The sequence below is a fragment of the Pantoea sp. LMR881 genome (assembly GCF_027157825.1).
Lineage (GTDB): Bacteria > Pseudomonadota > Gammaproteobacteria > Enterobacterales > Enterobacteriaceae > Pantoea > Pantoea haifensis.
Genome location: NZ_JAPVOK010000002.1, coordinates 3,105,220 through 3,124,091 on the forward strand (window position 1 = coordinate 3,105,220; position 18,872 = coordinate 3,124,091).

Below are 18,872 nucleotides of genomic sequence, written 5' to 3' on the forward strand. Positions count from 1 at the left end.
TTCTGTTGCTTTGCGCCAGAAGGGGGAGATAAAGACACAGCGCGCCCATAAAAATTAAATTCCGATTAAATCACCAAACCCGTCAGCCGCGCGCGTCATATTCACTTTGGTAACTTCATAGTTCGCGACGGCAACAAAAGGATCTTCAGCCAGGATAGTATCCAGTCTGGCGCGATCGATATCCTTTACCAGCACCATACCGCCGGTACGCGGATCTTTACGGCCCGCTGCAATAAACACACCCGTATCAAAGTAACGATCCAGCCATTGAATATGCGGCTCCAGTAAGGCTTCAACTTCGTCTACCGGGCGAAAATAGGTCAGATACACTACGTACATGTCAGATCCTTATACTTTGGGATTAGTGAGTTCACGGAGTAACGGCAGCAACACATTCACGCTGTCACGGGTGCGCCGGGCAATACGGCCCGGCAGCCAGTGGTCGAGATACGCGAGATTATCACGGTCAGTTTGATGGCGCGTGGTGCCTTCAGGAAAATGGCGCGTTCGGCTGCGTTGCTGTTTTCCGTCTTTATTACCCAGTGCCCAGTTGCTGGCCGTAACACTCAGCAACGGGAAGCCTGCTTTATCAAAAGCATTAATGGCAGAATCTTTTTCCTCTGACTGATGGCTCGCGGCTGGGATACCTGACTTGCGCGCCAGTTGCAGGGCGCGCTCACTGGTCTGCTTGCGTACTGCACGCGGCGTATTAATGCCACTGTTAAAGTAAAGATGATCACCGGTAATCAGGCTGTTGAGATCGATAACCAGCAGCGTATTTTTCTGCTCTTTTTTGCTCATTCGCGCCACATAGTCGTCCATGCCGTGCATACCCTGTTCACCCGCGCTCAGTGCGACAAAGCGCACGCCATAGTGCAGCGGTCTGGCACTGAGCTGTTGCGCTAACTCCAGCATGACGCCTAAGCCCGAGGCGTTATCGTCGACGCCTTGCAGGCGTAATCCGCCCAGGTTTTGGTTGGCCTCCGCGCTGTTTTGCGGTCTCCAGGTATCAAGATGCGCAACGATCAAAATTTCCTGCGGCTCGCTGCCTGCGCGCGCAGCAATGACCGAGGTTGCGGTCAGTTTGTGCCAGCGAGACTGGCCGTCATTATTATGCCAGTCAAAGCCGGTATTAAACTGCCGGGTATTGGTTTTATAACCCAGCGAGGCGAACTGCTGATGCAAATAATCAGCAGTCATTAACTCAGCCGGACTGCCGCTCATACGGCCTGGAAAATAGGTGGCGATATGACGCACTTGCTGTTCAGCGAAATGGCCTTCATTACGTGCGCAGGCCACATTCGACAGCATCAAACCACTAATTAAGGTGGCCGCTACCCTCAAGCGGAGGGAAAAAAACATAGGTCATCCTTTTCTTCATTCTTTTCTATACAAAACAGGTCGGTTGCCTTCAGGGCGCTGCCAGTATAGCGTTTTGCGGCAAAGGGATGTGATGTGAAAAGCCTTTTTGTTGAGTAATAAGTTATTTTTCAAAGCAGCATTGGAAGGGTGATACTGGCTGTCTCATGACTTGCCTGCTGATAGCGCGGATCGCACTTCATTAATTTCATGATAACCAGCTCAATCAACAACATAACGCCTACTTTAGAATTAAGCGCACCGGCAGTAAACGGACCTTCTGGTTTTGCCGCAACCAACAGGCTGTCGGCTAACTGCGCCAGTGGGCTACGCGAGGTGTTGCTGAGCACCAGCAGTGGGCAGCCCCGTTGCTGTGCCTGTTCGGCGATATAGATAACATCCCGGGTTGAGCCTGAACTGGAGATAGCTATCACTAAATCCTCAGGCCCGAGGCTCACGCAATTCATCGCTGCGCGATGGGCATCGCTAAACATTTGAGCCGGCTTGCCTAACCGCAGAAGTTTGTAATGGAAATACTCGCCTACGGTGGCGCTGGCCGCCACGCCAAACAGAGCTATACGTCTGGCGCGATGCATTCGTACTGCTGCCTGTTCAAGCGCATCATCATCAACCAGGCGGCCTGTATCGCGTAGCGCATTGATACACTCTTCAATCAGTTCGCTGGCTTCATCGCTTTTTCCTGCAACCGCCGGTACGGCGGGTTGTGCCTCTAACGCCAGCGCCATACGAAATTCCGTATAGCCTTTACAGCCAAGCTGACGACAGAGGCGCGTAACCGTGGCTTCGCTGGTGGCGCTCTCACGCGCGAGTTCAGTGATAGTCAGATAGAGCATCTCATGTGCATGATCAACGATATATTCCCCGAGCTTTTGCAACGCGGGGCTATAGGCATGCATATCCTGACGCAGGGTAAGCAGCACGTTCTCTTTTCCTGTTGGCAAACTCACGTTGTACTCCTTTTGCAACCGGGCCTCAGTTTGGCGCTGTTGATCCACATTCTCCAGCAATTTTTCGCTTCCGTTGAGCCGCGTCAAAAAGTACTGATGATTTTTTTTACAGGAAAGGGTAAAGGTGATAAAAATTATTTTCATAAATTTATCGCCGGGAGAAAATTTCATGTCATGGTTAAACGCAGGGGGTAATAGCGCCTGGTTTGAAAAAGCACAGCGGTTTGGAAAATCCTTCATGCTACCGATTGCGGTTTTACCCGCAGCAGGGTTGCTGTTAGGCATTGGTGGGGCGCTTTCTAATCCTAATACGATTACCGCTTACCCTTTTCTGGACATCGGCTGGCTCCAGGCTCTGTTTGCCGTTATGAGCAGCGCCGGAACGATTGTATTTGCTAACCTTTCAGTTCTGTTTGCGGTCGGTGTCGCTGTTGGCCTGGCCCGAAGCGATAAAGGCACTGCCGGCCTGGCAGCCCTTTTGGCCTATTTGATCATGAACGCCACCATCAACGTGCTGTTAACCCTGACTGGAAAACTGGCGCTGACTCATCCGGGTGAAGTCGGGCAGGGCATGATGCTGGGGATTCAGACACTGGAAACGGGTGTGTTTGGCGGCGTAGTGGTCGGACTCACCACGGCAATGCTTCATCAACGCTATAACAAAATCGAGCTACCCCAGTTTTTAGGTTTCTTTGGCGGCTCACGCTTCGTACCCATTGTTTGCTCGCTGGCGGCTATCGTACTGGGCGGGGTGATGATGCTAATCTGGCCTTCTTTCCAAAAAGGCATTTTCAGCCTGGGAAGCCTGGTTGACGCTACCGGTTATCTCGGCACCTTTCTTTACGGTTTCATCCTGCGCATGCTTGGCCCCTTTGGGCTGCATCATATCTTCTACCTGCCTTTTTGGACCACCGCGCTTGGCGGCAGTGAAATGGTAAACGGCACGCTGGTAGAAGGCACGCAGCGCATCTTCTTTGCCCAACTGGCTGATGCCAATACGCAGCAGTTTTATCTGGGCACAGCGCGTTTTATGAGCGGGCGTTTTATTACCATGATGTTTGGCCTGACGGGAGCTTGCCTCGCGCTCTGGCACACCGCTCGCCCTGAAAATCGTAAGCGTGTTGGCGGCCTGTTGTTATCGGCCGCGCTGACCTCTTTCCTGACGGGCATCACCGAGCCGATTGAGTTCTCATTTCTGTTTGTTGCACCGCTGCTGTATGTGGTTCACGCCCTGTTTGACGGTCTGGCTTTTATGCTGGCGCACATGCTGCAAATCACCATTGGACAGACTTTCTCCGGTGGGTTTATCGACTTTATGCTCTTTGGCGTTTTGCAGGGCGAGAGTAAAACGCACTGGCTTTTTGTTCCGCTGGTCGGCGTGCCCTGGTTCTTTCTTTATTACTTCTCTTTCCGCTTTTTGATTGTGCGCTTTCGCTTCAAAACGCCGGGGCGAGAAGATGAAATTGCTGAGACGACTATTGCGCACACTGCCAAAGCCGGGGTGGAACACACCGATGCCATTATTGATGCGTTGGGCGGCGCGTCGAATATTGCGGAGCTGGATTGCTGTGCCACGCGCCTGCGCATCACCGTTAATGACGAAAAGCAGGTAGATGAAGCCCAGTTAAAAGCCAGCGGCGCAAAAGGGGTTATCAGGCGCGGTAAAGGCGTGCAGGTGATTTATGGGCCGCACGTGACGATTATCAAAAATGAAATTGAAGAGAGATTAATGTCATGACTTCGATACTGGAAAAGATAAAAGGGAAGCTGGTTGTGTCATGTCAGGCATTGCCCGATGAGCCGCTACATAGCCCGTTTATTATGAGTCGTATGGCGCTGGCCGCACAGCAGGGCGGAGCGGCGGCGATCCGCGCTAACAGCGTGCAGGATACAGAAGCCATTATGGAAACGGTGACGTTACCGGTTATTGCCTTGCTAAAGCGGGACTATCCAGACAGCGACGTCTACATTACCGCAACGAAGCGCGAAGTGGAGGAGCTGATGCAGGCAAATCCCGCCATGCTTGCATTAGATGCCACGACTAATCCCCGTCCCGGCGGGCTGACACTGAAAGAGCTGGTCGCCTGGACGCGGCAAAACTGGCCGCAGGTTAAACTCATGGCCGATATTGCGACGGCAGAAGAAGCTGTTCAGGCGGAATCGCTCGGTTTTGACTGTGTTGGCACCACGCTGCATGGCTACACACAGGCAACGCAAGGCAAAAAACTGTTTGATAATGACTTCGCTTTTTTACGTGAGATCGTGCAGGCCGTTAACATACCGGTCATCGCTGAAGGTAATGTCGAGACGCCAGAAATGATGGCACGCTGTCTGGCACTGGGTGCCTATGCGGTGGTGGTGGGCGGAGCGATTACCCGGCCCCGGCAAATCACGCAACGCTTTGCTGCTCAGCTGCCGTCTGATTCATAAAAATCTGGTCTGATTTTTAAAGGGGCTGTGATTTAAAATGCAGGGTTAAAAGCCCTGCATTTTCATTTGCTAAGCACAATTTGTTCTGAGCTTTTCCGCGTCGTTATTCCATTCGGTAACTACTCATTCCAATTCGTAATTTCATCTGGATAAACCGGGGACGTATAGTCGCGTTAACGCAAAGTTACAACACTAAGGTTAACGTGGATTATCTGCCTCTTTTTGCCGATCTTACTGGCCGCCCGGTTCTGGTTGTAGGCGGTGGAGATATCGCGGCGCGAAAAATTGAACTGTTACGTCGTGCCAGCGCGCGCGTACAGATTGCTGCGCGCGCGCTCTGCCCTGAATTACAGGCGTTGCTGGAGACGCAGCAGCTGGAGTGGCTGGCGACTGAGTTTGATCCCGCCCAGCTTGATGGCGTGTTTCTGGTGATCGCGGCGACGGATGATAACGCCCTCAATGCTGCGGTGTTCGAGGCCGCTAACGCACGTCAGAAGCTGGTGAATGTGGTTGATGACCAGCCGAAGTGCAGCTTCATCTTTCCTTCTATTGTTGATCGTTCACCGCTGGTCGTGGCGATTTCATCCAGCGGGACCGCGCCGGTCCTGGCCCGCATGCTGCGTGAGAAACTTGAGGCGCTGCTGCCAGCTAACCTCGGTCAAATGGCTGAAGTCGCGGGTCACTGGCGTGAAAAAGTTAAACAACGGTTTACCCGCATGTCCGATCGCCGTCGCTTTTGGGAACGCGCGTTTAACGGCTTGTTTGCCAGCCAAATGGCAGCAGGCAACGTCAACGAGGCGAAGCTGACGCTCGATCGCGAACTGGGCGACACGCCCAGTCAGCAGGGTGAAATTATTCTGGTGGGTGCCGGTCCTGGCGACAGTGGCTTACTGACGTTACGCGGCCTGCAGGTTATGCAGTTAGCCGATGTGGTGCTTTACGATCACCTGGTGAGCGACGAGGTCTTAGAGCTGGTGCGCCGCGATGCTGACCGTATCTGTGTGGGTAAACGTGCGGGTGCACATTCAGTGCCGCAGGAAGAAACCAATCAGATGCTGGTTAAGCTGGCGCAACAAGGTAAACGTGTGGTGCGCCTGAAGGGCGGCGATCCGTTTATTTTTGGGCGCGGCGGTGAAGAGTTACAGGCCGCACAGCAGGCAGGCATCCCTTTTCAGGTCGTGCCTGGCGTCACCGCAGCGGCAGGCGCAACCGCCTATGCCGGTATTCCGTTAACCCACCGCGACCATGCACAAAGCGTGCTGTTTATCACCGGCCACTGCCGCCCTGAAGGTGATGGCATTGACTGGCCTTCACTGGCGCGTGCGCGTCAGACGCTGGCCATTTACATGGGTACGGTGAAAGCGGCTGAAATCAGCGAAGGATTAATTCAGCACGGGCGCGCCGCGTCTACACCGGTGGCAGTAATCAGCCGCGGGACGCGCCAGGATCAACAGGTGCTGACAGGTACGTTAGAACAACTTGAGGCGTTAGCTGCATCTGCGCCAACTCCGGCACTGTTAGTTATCGGAGAGGTCGTCAATTTGCACGGGCAGCTCGCCTGGTTTCAACATTCGGCACAGCAGGGGGCTCGCGAGTCCGCCGTTGTCAATCTGGCTTGAGGGAAAAACTATGGATCAAAAACGACTCACTCATCTGCGTCAGCTGGAGGCGGAGAGTATTCATATCATTCGTGAAGTTGCAGCGGAGTTCAGCAACCCGGTGATGATGTATTCCATCGGTAAAGACTCATCAGTCATGCTGCATCTGGCACGTAAAGCGTTTTTTCCGGGCACGCTGCCGTTCCCGTTGCTGCATGTGGATACCGGCTGGAAATTCCGTGAAATGTATGAATTTCGCGATCGCACTGTGAAAGCGATGGGCGCAGAGTTACTGGTTCACCGTAACCCGGAAGGCGTGGCGATGGGCATCAACCCGTTTGTACACGGCAGTGCTAAACACACCGACATTATGAAAACCGAAGGCCTGAAGCAGGCGCTGAATAAGTATGGTTTTGATGCGGCGTTTGGTGGTGCTCGTCGTGACGAAGAAAAATCGCGTGCCAAAGAGCGTATTTATTCGTTCCGTGACCGTTTTCACCGCTGGGACCCGAAAAATCAGCGTCCTGAGCTGTGGCACAACTACAACGGCCAGATTAACAAAGGGGAAAGCATCCGCGTATTCCCACTGTCTAACTGGACCGAGCTGGATATCTGGCAGTACATCTTCCTGGAAAACATTGAAATCGTTCCACTGTACCTTGCCGCACCGCGTCCGGTACTGGAGCGTGACGGTATGCTGATGATGGTGGATGACGATCGTATTGATCTGCAACCAGGCGAAGTGATTAAGCAGCGCATGGTGCGTTTCCGTACGCTTGGCTGCTGGCCGTTAACCGGCGCAGTTGAATCTGAAGCACAGACGCTGCCAGAGATCATTGAAGAGATGCTGGTCTCTACCACCAGTGAGCGTCAGGGCCGCGTCATTGACCGCGACCAGTCCGGTTCGATGGAACTGAAAAAACGTCAGGGTTATTTCTAAGGAGACGCCAGATGAATACCGTTATTGCACAACAGATTGCCGATCAGGGCGGCGTTGAAGCCTGGCTGACCGCACAACAACATAAAAGCCTGCTGCGTTTTCTTACCTGCGGCAGCGTGGATGATGGAAAAAGTACGCTGATTGGTCGTCTGCTGCACGACACGCGCCAGATTTACGAAGATCAGCTCTCTTCACTGCACAACGACAGCAAACGTCACGGCACTCAGGGTGAAAAGCTTGATTTGGCGCTGCTGGTGGATGGTTTGCAGGCGGAGCGTGAGCAGGGCATCACTATCGATGTGGCCTATCGCTACTTCTCAACGGAAAAGCGCAAATTCATTATTGCCGATACGCCAGGGCATGAGCAGTACACGCGCAACATGGCGACCGGGGCATCAACCTGTGATTTAGCGATCCTGCTGATCGATGCACGTAAAGGTGTACTGGATCAAACACGTCGCCACAGCTTTATCTCTACACTGCTGGGCATCAAGCACCTGGTGGTGGCGATTAACAAGATGGATTTGGTGGAATACAAGCAGGACGTTTTCGAGCAGATCAAACAAGCTTATCTCGATTTCGCTGGTCAGTTGCCCGAAGATCTGGATATTCGTTTTGTCCCTATGTCGGCGCTGGAGGGAGACAACGTTGCCTCACCCAGCCAGACTATGCCGTGGTACAGCGGTCCTACCCTGCTGGACGTGCTGGAAACGGTTGAACTGAACCGCGTCGTTGATCACCAGCCGATGCGTTTTCCCGTACAGTATGTTAACCGTCCAAACCTCGATTTCCGTGGTTATGCGGGCACGCTGGCTTCCGGCGTGGTGAAAGTGGGCCAACGCATTAAAGTGCTGCCATCAGGCGTGGAATCCAGCATTGCACGCATCGTCACCTTTGATGGCGATTTGCAGGAAGCGGGTGCAGGCGAAGCGATCACGCTGGTGTTGAAAGATGAAATTGATATCAGCCGTGGCGATCTGCTGGTTGATGCCAGCGCAGAGTTAAGTGCTGTGCAGTCCGCAACCGTTGACGTGGTATGGATGGCGGAGCAACCTTTGCAGGCCGGTCAAAGCTACGATGTAAAAATTGCCGGTAAAAAAACACGTGGTCGGGTAGAAAAAGTCATTCATCAGGTGGAGATCAATACGCTGGAAAAACGCAGCGTGGATAGCCTGCCGCTGAATGGCATCGGCCTGGTTGAGATCACGTTTGATGAACCAATGGTGCTCGATAAGTATCAGCAGAATCCGGTTACCGGCGGCATGATCTTTATCGACCGCTTAAGCAACGTCACCGTGGGTGCGGGCATGATTCATGAACCGCAGCAGGACGCACCGCAGGCTGTCGGTCAGTACAGCGCGTTTGAGCTGGAGCTGAATGCGCTGGTACGCCGTCACTTCCCGCACTGGAACGCACGTGACCTGCTGGGTGGCCAATAATGGCGCAACACGATGATAACGTGGTGTGGCACGATCATCCGGTAACGCGTGAAGCGCGTGAGCAGCAGCACGGCCATCAGGGCGTGGTGCTGTGGTTTACCGGATTGTCTGGCTCGGGAAAATCCACTGTGGCGGGTGCGCTGGAGCAGGCGCTACATCGCATCGGTGTCAGCACTTACTTACTGGATGGCGATAACGTGCGCCATGGATTGTGCCGCGATCTTGGTTTTAGCGATGACGATCGTAAAGAGAACATTCGTCGGGTTGGCGAAGTGGCGAAATTAATGGTGGATGCCGGTTTAGTGGTGCTCACTGCCTTTATTTCGCCTCACCGCGCTGAACGACAGATGGTTCGCGATTTGTTGGGTGAAGGCCAGTTTGTGGAAGTGTTTGTTGATACGCCACTTGACGTATGCGAAGCACGCGATCCAAAAGGGCTGTACAAAAGGCGCGCGCCGGTGAATTACGCAATTTCACCGGCATTGACAGCGTGTATGAAGCGCCAGACCAGCCAGAAATCCAGCTGGATGGTGAACAATTGGTTACAAAACTGACCGCTCAAGTATTAGACCTGCTGCGTCACCGCGATATCATCAGATCCTGAAAAGACAGCGGCAAATCGAGTTTGATTTGCCGCAAATAGTCACCAGGATTTTTATGCAGAACATTACCCCTATGCTGGCTCGCAAAGATGAACGCCCCCAGGATGAGCCTCGCTCGTCACTGCCGGGCGGTGTAATCGGTTTTCTCGCTTACTGGTGCGCGCTGGCGATCCCCTTTATCCTTTACGGCTCCAACACGCTGTTTTTCTTCCTTTATACCTGGCCATTCTTCCTGGCATTGTTGCCTGTATCAGTGATTATCGGTATTGCGATAAGCATGCTGCTGCGTGGGCAATTGTTCTGGACGACACTCGCCACGTTCATCGTCGTGATTTTCCTGTTCTGGTTATTGTTCTCCTTTCTCTCGGGCTGGTAACGCCACTGATGTACAAACGCATCGGCAGGTTACAAAACTTTACCTGACTGCGTTCCCTGCGTTGAATCCAGATTTGTACAGACAAACAGCAAAGCGGCGCATTTTTGCTGCTGGTGTGGAGTCCTGTGCAAAGTTATGGGATGATTGGGCCGATTTTAGGGGGCGGGATGGGAAAACTGACGTTACTGCTATTGGTGCTGCTGGGCTGGCTGCAATATTCGTTGTGGCTGGGAAAAAATGGCATCCATGATTATACGCGCGTTAACGATGACGTCGCGGTACAACAGGCGAATAACGCCAGGCTCAAAGCGCGTAACGATCAGCTGTTCGCCGAAATTGACGATCTCAATGGCGGCTCTGAAGCGATCGAAGAACGTGCGCGTAGTGAACTGGGTATGATTAAGCCCGGTGAAACCTTCTATCGTCTGGTGCCTGATCAGAACAAACGTAACGCGCAAGCTGCGCAAAACCAACAACGATAAAACATGAACAACCTCTCCCTGGCGGATGTGATTGCCGTGGTGCCGGCTGCCGGTATCGGTAGTCGCATGCAGGCGACCTGTCCAAAGCAGTATTTGACGATTGGTCAGCACACCCTTCTGGAACACAGCATTGCGCGCCTGTTTTCTCACCCTGCGATTAAGCAGGTGATTATCGCGTTAAGCCCTGACGATCACTATTTTGCCACGCTGCCCTGGCGAACGATCCGCGTGTGCTGCGCGTGACCGGTGGCGAAACGCGTGCTGAATCGGTGCTGGCAGGATTACAGGCCGCGCAGGGCGCAGGCTGGGTATTGGTGCACGATGCTGCGCGTCCCTGTTTGCATCCCGATGATTTATCGCGATTACTGCACATTCGCGAGCAGAGCCAGACCGGCGGTATTCTGGCCGCGCCAGTGCGCGATACCATGAAACGCGGCGAGCCTGGCAAAGCCCTGATTGCTCATACCGTTGATCGTGAAGATTTATGGCATGCCTTAACGCCACAATTTTTCCCCTGTACGCTGCTGACCGCCTGCCTGACGCGGGCGTTAAATGAAGGTGCCACCATTACTGATGAAGCCTCGGCACTGGAATATTGTGGCTATCATCCCATGTTGGTCAGTGGACGCAGTGATAACATCAAAGTTACCCGGCCAGAAGATCTGGCGCTGGCGGCTTTCTATCTTAGTCAGATTCAATTAAAGGAGAGCGCATGATGCGTATTGGTCACGGTTTTGACGTTCACGCCTTTGGGGAGAAGGTCCTTTGGTGATTGGCGGAGTGCGAATCCCGTTTGAGCAAGGTTTTGTTGCGCACTCCGATGGTGACGTGGCGCTGCATGCACTGACTGATGCGCTGCTGGGCGCAGCAGCAATGGGCGATATCGGCAAGCTCTTTCCGGATACCGATCCGGCGTTTAAAGGCGCAGACAGCCGGGGTCTTTTACGCGAAGCCTGGCGTCGTATTGCAGCTAAAGGTTACTGCATCGGTAATGTTGACGTGACGATCATTGCCCAGGCACCAAAAATGCTGCCGCACGTGCCGCAAATGCGCGTGAATATTGCTGAAGATCTGGGGTGTCATATGGATGCGGTGAACGTGAAAGCCACGACCACTGAAAAACTGGGTTTTACCGGACGCGGAGAGGGGATTGCCTGTGAAGCGGTCGCCTTGCTGATGAAAGTGGAGCCAGCATGACGCTGCATTATTTGCACGGTACGCCAGCAGCGGCGGGGGTGATTAAAGCTTATCCGGAAGATTTTGTTGTGGTCGAAGATCTCGGCTACAGCGCGGATGGCGAAGGTGAACATCTGCTGGTACGCATTCGCAAAGTGGGTGCCAATACGCGCTTCGTTGCTGAAGCACTGGCGAAATATTTAAGTATTCACATGCGCGATCTGAGCTACGCTGGCATGAAAGATCGCCATGCCGTTACTGAACAGACCCTCTGCTTCCGTCTGCCGGGCAATGCAATGCCTGATTTAAGCGGCTTTGCGTTAGAAGGCGTCGAAATCCTTGATGTTGTGCGCCACAAACGCAAGCTGCGTATCGGTGCGCTGGCGGGTAACGCGTTTCGTCTGGTGATCCGTCAGGTTAGTAAACGCCAGGAGGTTGAGCAGCGGCTGGTGTTGATCCGTGATGCAGGCGTACCGAACTATTTTGGTGAGCAGCGTTTTGGCCGCAATGGCAATAATCTGACCATGGCGCAGCAGTGGGCGCGTGATGAAATTCGCCTGCGTGACCGGAATAAACGCAGCCTGATACTTTCTGCTGCCCGCAGTGCGTTGTTTAATCAGGTGACCAGCCTGCGCTTGCAGCAGCAGGGTGGCTTAACGCAACTGTTAGCCGGTGATGTATTACAACTGACGGGGCGTGGAAGCTGGTTTGTGGCACAGGCTGAGGAGCTTGAATCTTTACAGGCGCGTGTTGATCAGCATGAGCTGCGTATTACCGCACCAATGCCGGGGCGAGGAGAGGCTGGCCCGCAAGCCGAAGCACTCAAATTTGAGCAGCAAAGTCTGGCAGACGCATCAGAATTAATTACACTGCTTGAGCGTGAACGTGTCGATGCTGGACGCCGCGCAATGCTGGTCGTGCCACGCGATCTACGTTGGAGCTGGTGGGATGATGTCACGCTGGAGATGCAATTCTGGCTGCCCGCAGGCAGTTTTGCCACCAGTGTAGTACGTGAACTTCTGCAACAAGAAGGTGACGATGCGGATATTGCTGAGTAATGATGACGGCATTCATGCGCCAGGCATTCAAACTCTGGCGAAAGCCTTGCGAAAGATTGCTGAGGTGCAGGTTGTGGCACCCGATCGCAATCGCAGCGGAGCCTCAAATTCATTAACACTGGAAACCCCGCTGCGCACGTTTACCCATGAGAATGGGGACGTTGCTGTGCAGATGGGCACCCCGACAGACTGCGTTTATCTGGGCGTCAATGCATTGATGCAACCGCGCCCCGATATTGTGGTTTCAGGCATTAATGCCGGCCCTAATCTTGGCGATGATGTGATTTACTCCGGTACTGTTGCCGCCGCCATGGAAGGTCGTCATCTCGGCCTGCCCGCCATTGCCGTATCGCTGAATGGTCATCAGCATTATGAGACGGCAGCGGCGGTGATCTGCGCACTGCTGAAAGCGTTGTCGCGTGAGCCTTTGCGCACCGGGCGCATTCTGAATATTAACGTTCCCGATTTACCGTTAGCCGAGCTGAAAGGCATTCGTGTTACCCGCTGTGGTAGCCGTCATCCTGCTGATAAAGTGATTGAACAGCAGGACCCCCGGGGCAATACGCTTTACTGGATCGGGCCACCCGGTGAAAAACTTGATGCCGGTCCTGACACCGATTTTGCTGCGGTCGATCTAGGCTATGTCTCAATCACAGCGTTACATGTTGATTTGACTGCGCACAGCGCACAGGATGTGCTTAGCAACTGGCTGAATAAAGCTGAGGTGAATCTGGCATGGTAAACCGGCGCATCGAAACGTTGTTGGCACAACTGCGTCAGCAGGGCATTGATGATGAAATCCTGTTAAAGGCGATTGCTGATGTGCCGCGGGAACGCTTTATTGATGAAGCGTTTGAGCACAAAGCCTGGGATAACGTCGCGTTGCCGATTGGCTCGGGCCAGACCATTTCACAACCCTATATGGTTGCGCGCATGACCGCACTGTTAGAACTGCAGCCACATTCACGCGTGCTGGAGATCGGCACCGGCTCCGGTTATCAAACTGCTATCCTTGCGCACCTGGTCGATCATGTTTATTCAGTTGAGCGCATCAAAGGTTTACAGTGGCAGGCGAAACGCCGTTTAAAGCAGCTCGATTTACATAATGTGTCAACCCGGCATGGCGATGGCTGGCAAGGCTGGGCCTCACGTGGGCCATTTGATGCCATTATCGTCACGGCCGCTCCCCAGAAATTCCGATTGCGCTGATGGCACAACTCGCAGAAGACGGCATTATGGTGCTCCCGGTCGGCGAAGATCAGCAAGTGCTGAAGCGTCTGCGTCGCAAAGGAAAAGATTTTGTCGAAGAGATAATTGAACCGGTCCGTTTTGTTCCTTTAGTCCAGGGCGATCTCGCCTGACATATCGGCTTCGTATTTCTTCACAACTGTTTCATGGCACCTCGCACTTGATATTGTTACTATCCCTTTTCATCAATGAAAAAGCAGATTTTAACGCGCCGCACAGAGTATTGTGCTGGCGAGTGCAGCGAGACAGATACATTCAGGGTTGCCATCACGGGGGATCAATGAGCACGGGAAGCACAATTTTTCAATTACGCCGTCTGGCGGCGCTTTCACTGGTAGGTTTTTGGCTGGCGGGCTGTAGCTCAAGTGATAATACACAGGCACCTATTAGCCGTATTGGTGATGGCGGCGGCATGAACACAGCGTCCGGCGGGACGAATGCCGTTTCTAATAGTGTTCCATCTATGCCTTCACAAAATGGAATGTTAAGCGGAAATGTACCTTCCACGCCAAATAGTGGGGGAATGATTAGCGGTGATAACGCTGTTCAGACACAAAATGGACGCATCGTTTACAACCGCAGTTATCAGAACATTCCGAAAGGTAGTTACTCGGGTGAGACCTATACCGTAAAGCGTGGCGATACACTTTTCTATATCGCCTGGATTACCGGCAATGATTTTCGGGATTTAGCGCAACGCAACAACGTCCCGGCGCCCTACGGCTTGAACGTGGGTCAGACTTTGCAGGTGGGTAATGGATCAGGCCAGCCGATCACTGGAGGCAATGCCATTACTGCTGCTGATGCAACCCAGGGTGGCGTTCCAACTTCTCCACAAATTAAAACTGCTGCTGTTGCACAGCAACCTGTTATTACGTATTCTGATGATTCGGGTAATTCGAGTGGCAGTAAACTTCTGCCGTCGAAAGGAGCAAATGTTGCAACGACAACAGCTCCCGTGGTTACCGCACCGCCCACGGTCAGCAGCACGACCAATAGTTCAACGCCGGTGGGAAGCTGGCGTTGGCCGACCGATGGGAAGATTATCGATAACTTCTCTGCCGCGGAAGGTGGCAATAAAGGGATCGATATCGCCGGATCGCGCGGACAATCTGTTGTGGCTACCTCATCAGGAAGGGTGGTTTACGCAGGTAACGCACTCCGGGGTTACGGTAACTTGATTATCATTAAACACAATGATGATTACCTGAGTGCCTACGCCCACAACGATACAATGCTGGTCCGGGAACAACAGGAAGTTAAGGCGGGGCAAAAGATCGCTACCATGGGTAGCACCGGTACCAGTTCAGTTAGATTACATTTTGAAATTCGTTACAAGGGGAAATCCGTAAACCCGTTGCGTTATTTACCGCAGCGATAATCCGGCAGAACCTCTGGTGTTCTGCCTTGGAATCACGGGTAGGAGCCGCTTATGAGCCAGAATACGCTGAAAGTAAACGAGTTACATGAGAATGCGGAATTCGAGGAGAACGGAGCTGAGGTTTTTGATGAGAAGGCTCTCGTTGAAAACGAACCTGGTGATAACGACGTAGCGGAAGAAGAGTTGTTGTCACAAGGGGCGACGCAACGCGTTTTGGATGCGACGCAGCTCTATCTCGGGGAGATTGGCTATTCTCCTTTGTTAACGGCTGAGGAAGAAGTTTTCTTCGCACGCCGTGCATTACGAGGTGACATTCCTTCTCGTCGCCGCATGATTGAAAGTAACTTGCGCCTGGTGGTGAAGATTGCCCGTCGTTACAGCAATCGTGGTCTGGCCCTGCTGGATCTGATTGAAGAGGGTAATCTGGGCTTGATTCGCGCCGTAGAGAAATTTGACCCAGAACGTGGGTTCCGTTTCTCAACGTACGCCACCTGGTGGATTCGTCAGACCATTGAACGGGCTATCATGAACCAAACCCGTACAATTCGTTTGCCGATTCACATTGTTAAAGAGTTAAATGTTTATCTGCGCACAGCGCGTGAACTTTCTCACAAGCTTGATCATGAGCCCAGTGCGGAAGAGATCGCTGAGCAGTTAGATAAACCTGTTGATGACGTAAGCCGTATGTTACGTCTCAACGAACGCATTACATCAGTTGATACGCCACTGGGTGGAGATTCTGAAAAGGCGCTGTTGGATATTCTGGCCGATGAAAAAGACAACGGTCCGGAAGATACCACACAAGACGATGATATGAAGCAAAGCATCGTTAAATGGTTGTTCGAACTGAACGCCAAGCAGCGTGAAGTGTTAGCACGTCGTTTCGGCCTGTTAGGCTATGAAGCGGCAACGCTTGAGGATGTAGGCCGTGAAATCGGTTTAACCCGCGAGCGTGTGCGCCAGATTCAGGTTGAAGGCTTACGCCGTCTGCGCGAAATCTTGCAGGCGCAGGGCCTCAACATTGAAGCACTGTTTCGTGAATAATTAGCTCTGTGTTAATGCGAAAAGCGGTGGTGAAAACCACCGCTTTTTTATTTCTGCTTACTGACTTACTGACTTACTGACTTACTGACTTACTGACTTACTGACTTACTGACTTACTGACTTACTGACTTACTGACTTACTGACTTACTGACTTACTGAAAGGTAAAATGCGGAAAAGCGGCTTATACCAGAGACTTCAGGCGGTAAATCCATTCCAGTGCCTGACGTGGCGTCAGGGTGTCTGGATCTAAGGCTTCAAGTGCTTCAACTGCCGGGGATGTTTCCTCCACAAGCAGTGGCAATTGCGAACCATCAACTGTTGAAGATGCTGAATGGTTTGACACCGTTTCCAGCTCTTTCAACTTATTACGCGCACGCTTAATCACCTCTTTCGGTACACCCGCCAGCGCGGCCACGGCAAGTCCATAACTTTTGCTGGCGGCACCTTCTTGCACGCTGTGCATAAACGCAATGGTATCGCCATGCTCAACCGCGTCGAGATGCACATTAACGACGCCTTCCATTTTTTCTGGCAGCGTTGTCAGTTCAAAATAGTGCGTAGCAAATAACGTCATCGCTTTGATTCTGTTTGCCAGATTTTCTGCGCAAGCCCAGGCAAGCGATAAGCCGTCGTAGGTCGAGGTACCGCGTCCAATTTCATCCATCAGCACCAGGCTATTCTCGGTCGCATTATGCAGAATATTGGCCGTTTCGGTCATTTCAACCATGAAGGTTGAGCGACCAGACGCCAAATCGTCTGCTGCACCGACGCGCGTAAAAATGCGGTCAAGTGGGCCAATCAGCGCCTCATCTGCCGGGACAAAGCTGCCAATCCATGCCATAAGAGCAATCAGAGCGGCCTGGCGCATATAAGTACTTTTACCGCCCATGTTTGGTCCGGTAATGATTAACATGCGACGTTGCGGCGCTAATGACAGCGGGTTAGCAATAAACGGCTCTTTCAGCACTTGCTCAACAACGGGGTGGCGACCTCCGGTAATTTTGATGCCGGGCTTATTTTGTAAGCCCGGCCGACAATAATTCAGCGTCCAGGCTCGCTCGGCCAGGTTACTTAATACATCCAGTTCAGCCAGTGCAGAGGCACTGAGCTGAAGGGCTTCCAGATGCGGCAGTAACTGATCAAATAACGATTCATACAAGCTTTTTTCCAGCGCCAGTGCTTTGCCTTTTGACGTAAGCACTTTATCTTCGTACTCTTTCAGTTCCGGAATGATATAACGCTCGGCATTTTTCAGGGTCTGGCGGCGGACATAGTGCATGGGTACTTGATGACTTTGTCCGCGGCTCACCTGAATGTAATAGCCATGCACAGCATTGAAGCCAACTTTCAGCGTATCCAGCCCCAGTTTTTCTCGTTCACGAATTTCTAACTTATCGAGATAATCTGTCGCGCCATCCGCCAGCGCACGCCATTCGTCCAGCTCGGCATTATAGCCGGGAGCGATAACACCACCGTCACGAATCAATACGGGCGGGGACTCAATAACGGCTTGTTCCAGCAGTTCCCGCAACTCTGCAAACTCACCCATTTGCTCACGCAATTTTTTTAGCTGTGGAGCGGCCACATCTTCCAGCAAACTATTTAATTCAGGAAATTGCTGGAAAGCATGGCGCATACGCGCCAGATCGCGCGGACGCGCAGTGCGCAGGGCTAAACGTGCCAGAATGCGTTCTAAATCGCCGACCTGGCGCAGTACCGGTTGCAGTGACTCAGACAAATTTTGCAGTTCTGCAATTGATTCTTGCCGCTGATTAATGATGTGAACATCACGTAGCGGCATATGCAGCCAGCGTTTCAGCATGCGGCTGCCCATTGGCGTTACCGTTTTGTCCAGCACTGCTGCCAGCGTGTTATCTGTGCCACCCGCCAGGTTCTGAGTAATCTCCAGATTACGACGTGTTGCAGCATCCATGATAACGCTGTCTTGCTGGCGCTCCATGCTGAGAGAACGAATATGAGGCAGGGTTGTACGTTGGGTATCTTTTACATATTGCAGCAGACAACCGGCTGCCCGAAGCCCCAGGGTGGCCTGCTCTACACCGAAACCGCTAAGATCGCGGGTGCCAAATTGCAGATTAAGCTGCTGGCGGGCAGTATCAATTTCAAATTCCCACAGCGGGCGACGGCGTAACCCTCGACGATGCTCAATCAATGACATTGCCTGAAAATCTTCTGGATACAGCAACTCGGCGGGATTAGTGCGTTGCAACTCAGCTGCCATGGTCTCCAGATCCGATGGCTCGCTCAGGCGGAAGCGGCCGGAACTGATATCGAGCGTGGCGTAACCGTAGCCGCGTGCAGTTTGAACAATCGCCGCCAGTAAATTGTCATGCCGCTCTTGTAACAAGGCTTCATCACTAATGGTGCCTGGCGTAACAATACGAACCACTTTGCGCTCAACCGGCCCTTTGCTCAAAGCCGGATCGCCAATCTGCTCGCAAATCGCTACCGATTCACCCAGTTGCACAAGTTTAGCCAGATAGCTTTCAACGGCATGGTAGGGGACACCTGCCATGGGAATAGGCTCGCCTGCTGAGGCGCCACGTTTCGTTAATGAGATTTCCAGCAGCTGCGAAGCCCGTTTCGCATCATCGTAAAACAGCTCATAGAAATCGCCCATGCGGTAGAACAGCAGAATATCGGGATGCTCAGCCTTAAGGCGAAGATATTGCTGCATCATTGGCGTATGGGTACTGAAGTCCATTTGCTCTGCTCCTTTGATCTCATTCTCACTCAAGATTGATTCTT

15 protein-coding genes and 4 pseudogenes are annotated in these 18,872 nt (G+C 52.7%); 15 read left to right on the top strand and 4 right to left on the bottom strand.

The window, feature by feature from the left end; all coding sequences use genetic code 11:
• Positions 1-54: 54 nt before the first annotated feature.
• The 3 genes from O3W44_RS16430 to O3W44_RS16440 all read right to left on the bottom strand — a co-directional run bounded on the left by O3W44_RS16430 (position 55) and on the right by O3W44_RS16440 (position 2,471).
• Entirely contained in the window at positions 55-339 is a 285-nt protein-coding gene (locus O3W44_RS16430; protein WP_269293882.1) for a YciI family protein, read from the bottom strand.
• Between the two features lie 9 nt (positions 340-348).
• Entirely contained in the window at positions 349-1,362 is a 1,014-nt protein-coding gene (locus O3W44_RS16435) for an aminopeptidase (RefSeq protein WP_269293883.1), read from the bottom strand.
• A 128-nt stretch (positions 1,363-1,490) separates the two neighbouring features.
• Entirely contained in the window at positions 1,491-2,471 is a 981-nt protein-coding gene (locus O3W44_RS16440; RefSeq protein ID WP_269293884.1) for a MurR/RpiR family transcriptional regulator, read from the bottom strand.
• A 25-nt stretch (positions 2,472-2,496) separates the two neighbouring features.
• Between O3W44_RS16440 and O3W44_RS16445 the strand changes: the two genes are divergently transcribed.
• From O3W44_RS16445 to rpoS, 15 genes and pseudogenes are all read left to right on the top strand, one after another.
• Complete coding sequence (locus O3W44_RS16445; protein WP_269293885.1) at positions 2,497-4,065, top strand: PTS transporter subunit EIIC; 1,569 nt, start codon at positions 2,497-2,499, stop codon at positions 4,063-4,065.
• Positions 4,062-4,757, top strand: a complete 696-nt coding sequence (locus O3W44_RS16450) for an N-acetylmannosamine-6-phosphate 2-epimerase (protein ID WP_269293886.1) — start codon at positions 4,062-4,064, stop codon at positions 4,755-4,757. The genes O3W44_RS16445 and O3W44_RS16450 overlap by 4 nt, the downstream gene beginning before the upstream one ends.
• A gap of 203 nt (positions 4,758-4,960) precedes the next feature.
• Entirely contained in the window at positions 4,961-6,376 is a 1,416-nt protein-coding gene (gene cysG, locus O3W44_RS16455; protein ID WP_269293888.1) for a siroheme synthase CysG, read from the top strand.
• 10 nt (positions 6,377-6,386) lie between these two features.
• Entirely contained in the window at positions 6,387-7,295 is a 909-nt protein-coding gene (gene cysD / locus O3W44_RS16460; RefSeq protein WP_269293889.1) for a sulfate adenylyltransferase subunit CysD, read from the top strand.
• A gap of 11 nt (positions 7,296-7,306) precedes the next feature.
• The gene (gene cysN / locus O3W44_RS16465) at positions 7,307-8,734 is read left to right on the top strand and encodes a sulfate adenylyltransferase subunit CysN (protein ID WP_269293890.1); all 1,428 of its coding nucleotides are present in this window, start codon (positions 7,307-7,309) and stop codon (positions 8,732-8,734) included.
• Positions 8,734-9,338: pseudogene (cysC, locus tag O3W44_RS16470) on the top strand (adenylyl-sulfate kinase). The gene cysN and the pseudogene cysC overlap by 1 nt, the downstream one beginning before the upstream one ends.
• Before the next feature lie 53 nt (positions 9,339-9,391).
• Positions 9,392-9,712 carry a DUF3561 family protein gene (locus O3W44_RS16475; RefSeq protein ID WP_269293891.1) on the top strand — a complete coding sequence of 107 codons (321 nt, stop codon included), beginning with the start codon at positions 9,392-9,394 and terminating at the stop codon, positions 9,710-9,712.
• A 167-nt stretch (positions 9,713-9,879) separates the two neighbouring features.
• Positions 9,880-10,194, top strand: a complete 315-nt coding sequence (ftsB, locus tag O3W44_RS16480) for a cell division protein FtsB (RefSeq protein WP_269294466.1) — start codon at positions 9,880-9,882, stop codon at positions 10,192-10,194.
• Between the two features lie 3 nt (positions 10,195-10,197).
• Positions 10,198-10,910: pseudogene (gene ispD / locus O3W44_RS16485) on the top strand (2-C-methyl-D-erythritol 4-phosphate cytidylyltransferase).
• Positions 10,910-11,391, top strand: a pseudogene (gene ispF, locus O3W44_RS16490) (2-C-methyl-D-erythritol 2,4-cyclodiphosphate synthase). The pseudogenes ispD and ispF overlap by 1 nt, the downstream one beginning before the upstream one ends.
• The gene (truD, locus tag O3W44_RS16495) at positions 11,388-12,428 is read left to right on the top strand and encodes a tRNA pseudouridine(13) synthase TruD (RefSeq protein WP_269293892.1); all 1,041 of its coding nucleotides are present in this window, start codon (positions 11,388-11,390) and stop codon (positions 12,426-12,428) included. Before ispF ends, truD begins: the two are co-directional and overlap by 4 nt.
• Positions 12,409-13,170, top strand: coding sequence for a 5'/3'-nucleotidase SurE (gene surE / locus O3W44_RS16500; protein WP_269293893.1), 762 nt, complete (start codon positions 12,409-12,411; stop codon positions 13,168-13,170). Before truD ends, surE begins: the two co-directional genes overlap by 20 nt.
• Positions 13,164-13,789 (top strand): annotated as a pseudogene (locus O3W44_RS16505) (protein-L-isoaspartate(D-aspartate) O-methyltransferase). Before surE ends, O3W44_RS16505 begins: the two are co-directional and overlap by 7 nt.
• 167 nt (positions 13,790-13,956) lie before the next feature.
• Positions 13,957-15,057 (top strand): murein hydrolase activator NlpD, encoded by a 1,101-nt coding sequence (gene nlpD, locus O3W44_RS16510; protein WP_269293894.1) that lies wholly within the window; start codon positions 13,957-13,959, stop codon positions 15,055-15,057.
• A gap of 51 nt (positions 15,058-15,108) precedes the next feature.
• Positions 15,109-16,101, top strand: a complete 993-nt coding sequence (gene rpoS / locus O3W44_RS16515; protein ID WP_269293895.1) for an RNA polymerase sigma factor RpoS — start codon at positions 15,109-15,111, stop codon at positions 16,099-16,101.
• Positions 16,102-16,284: 183 nt separating this feature from the next.
• Here the strand turns inward: rpoS and mutS are convergent, their stop codons facing one another.
• A complete protein-coding gene (gene mutS, locus O3W44_RS16520; RefSeq protein WP_269294467.1) occupies positions 16,285-18,828 on the bottom strand; it encodes a DNA mismatch repair protein MutS in 2,544 nt (847 codons plus the stop codon).
• Positions 18,829-18,872 lie beyond the last annotated feature (44 nt).

Excerpts from the sequence above, each read along its gene's own strand:
- nlpD (WP_269293894.1), top strand. The coding sequence starts at position 13,957 with ATGAGCACGGGAAGCACAATTTTTCAATTACGCCGTCTGGCGGCGCTT.
- O3W44_RS16435 (WP_269293883.1), bottom strand. The coding sequence starts at position 1,362 with ATGTTTTTTTCCCTCCGCTTGAGGGTAGCGGCCACCTTAATTAGTGGT.
- O3W44_RS16440 (WP_269293884.1), bottom strand. The coding sequence starts at position 2,471 with ATGAAAATAATTTTTATCACCTTTACCCTTTCCTGTAAAAAAAATCAT.
- cysD (WP_269293889.1), top strand. The coding sequence starts at position 6,387 with ATGGATCAAAAACGACTCACTCATCTGCGTCAGCTGGAGGCGGAGAGT.
- mutS (WP_269294467.1), bottom strand. The coding sequence starts at position 18,828 with ATGGACTTCAGTACCCATACGCCAATGATGCAGCAATATCTTCGCCTT.
- O3W44_RS16450 (WP_269293886.1), top strand. The coding sequence starts at position 4,062 with ATGACTTCGATACTGGAAAAGATAAAAGGGAAGCTGGTTGTGTCATGT.
- O3W44_RS16475 (WP_269293891.1), top strand. The coding sequence starts at position 9,392 with ATGCAGAACATTACCCCTATGCTGGCTCGCAAAGATGAACGCCCCCAG.
- truD (WP_269293892.1), top strand. The coding sequence starts at position 11,388 with ATGACGCTGCATTATTTGCACGGTACGCCAGCAGCGGCGGGGGTGATT.
- O3W44_RS16430 (WP_269293882.1), bottom strand. The coding sequence starts at position 339 with ATGTACGTAGTGTATCTGACCTATTTTCGCCCGGTAGACGAAGTTGAA.
- rpoS (WP_269293895.1), top strand. The coding sequence starts at position 15,109 with ATGAGCCAGAATACGCTGAAAGTAAACGAGTTACATGAGAATGCGGAA.
- O3W44_RS16445 (WP_269293885.1), top strand. The coding sequence starts at position 2,497 with ATGTCATGGTTAAACGCAGGGGGTAATAGCGCCTGGTTTGAAAAAGCA.
- surE (WP_269293893.1), top strand. The coding sequence starts at position 12,409 with ATGCGGATATTGCTGAGTAATGATGACGGCATTCATGCGCCAGGCATT.
- cysN (WP_269293890.1), top strand. The coding sequence starts at position 7,307 with ATGAATACCGTTATTGCACAACAGATTGCCGATCAGGGCGGCGTTGAA.
- ftsB (WP_269294466.1), top strand. The coding sequence starts at position 9,880 with ATGGGAAAACTGACGTTACTGCTATTGGTGCTGCTGGGCTGGCTGCAA.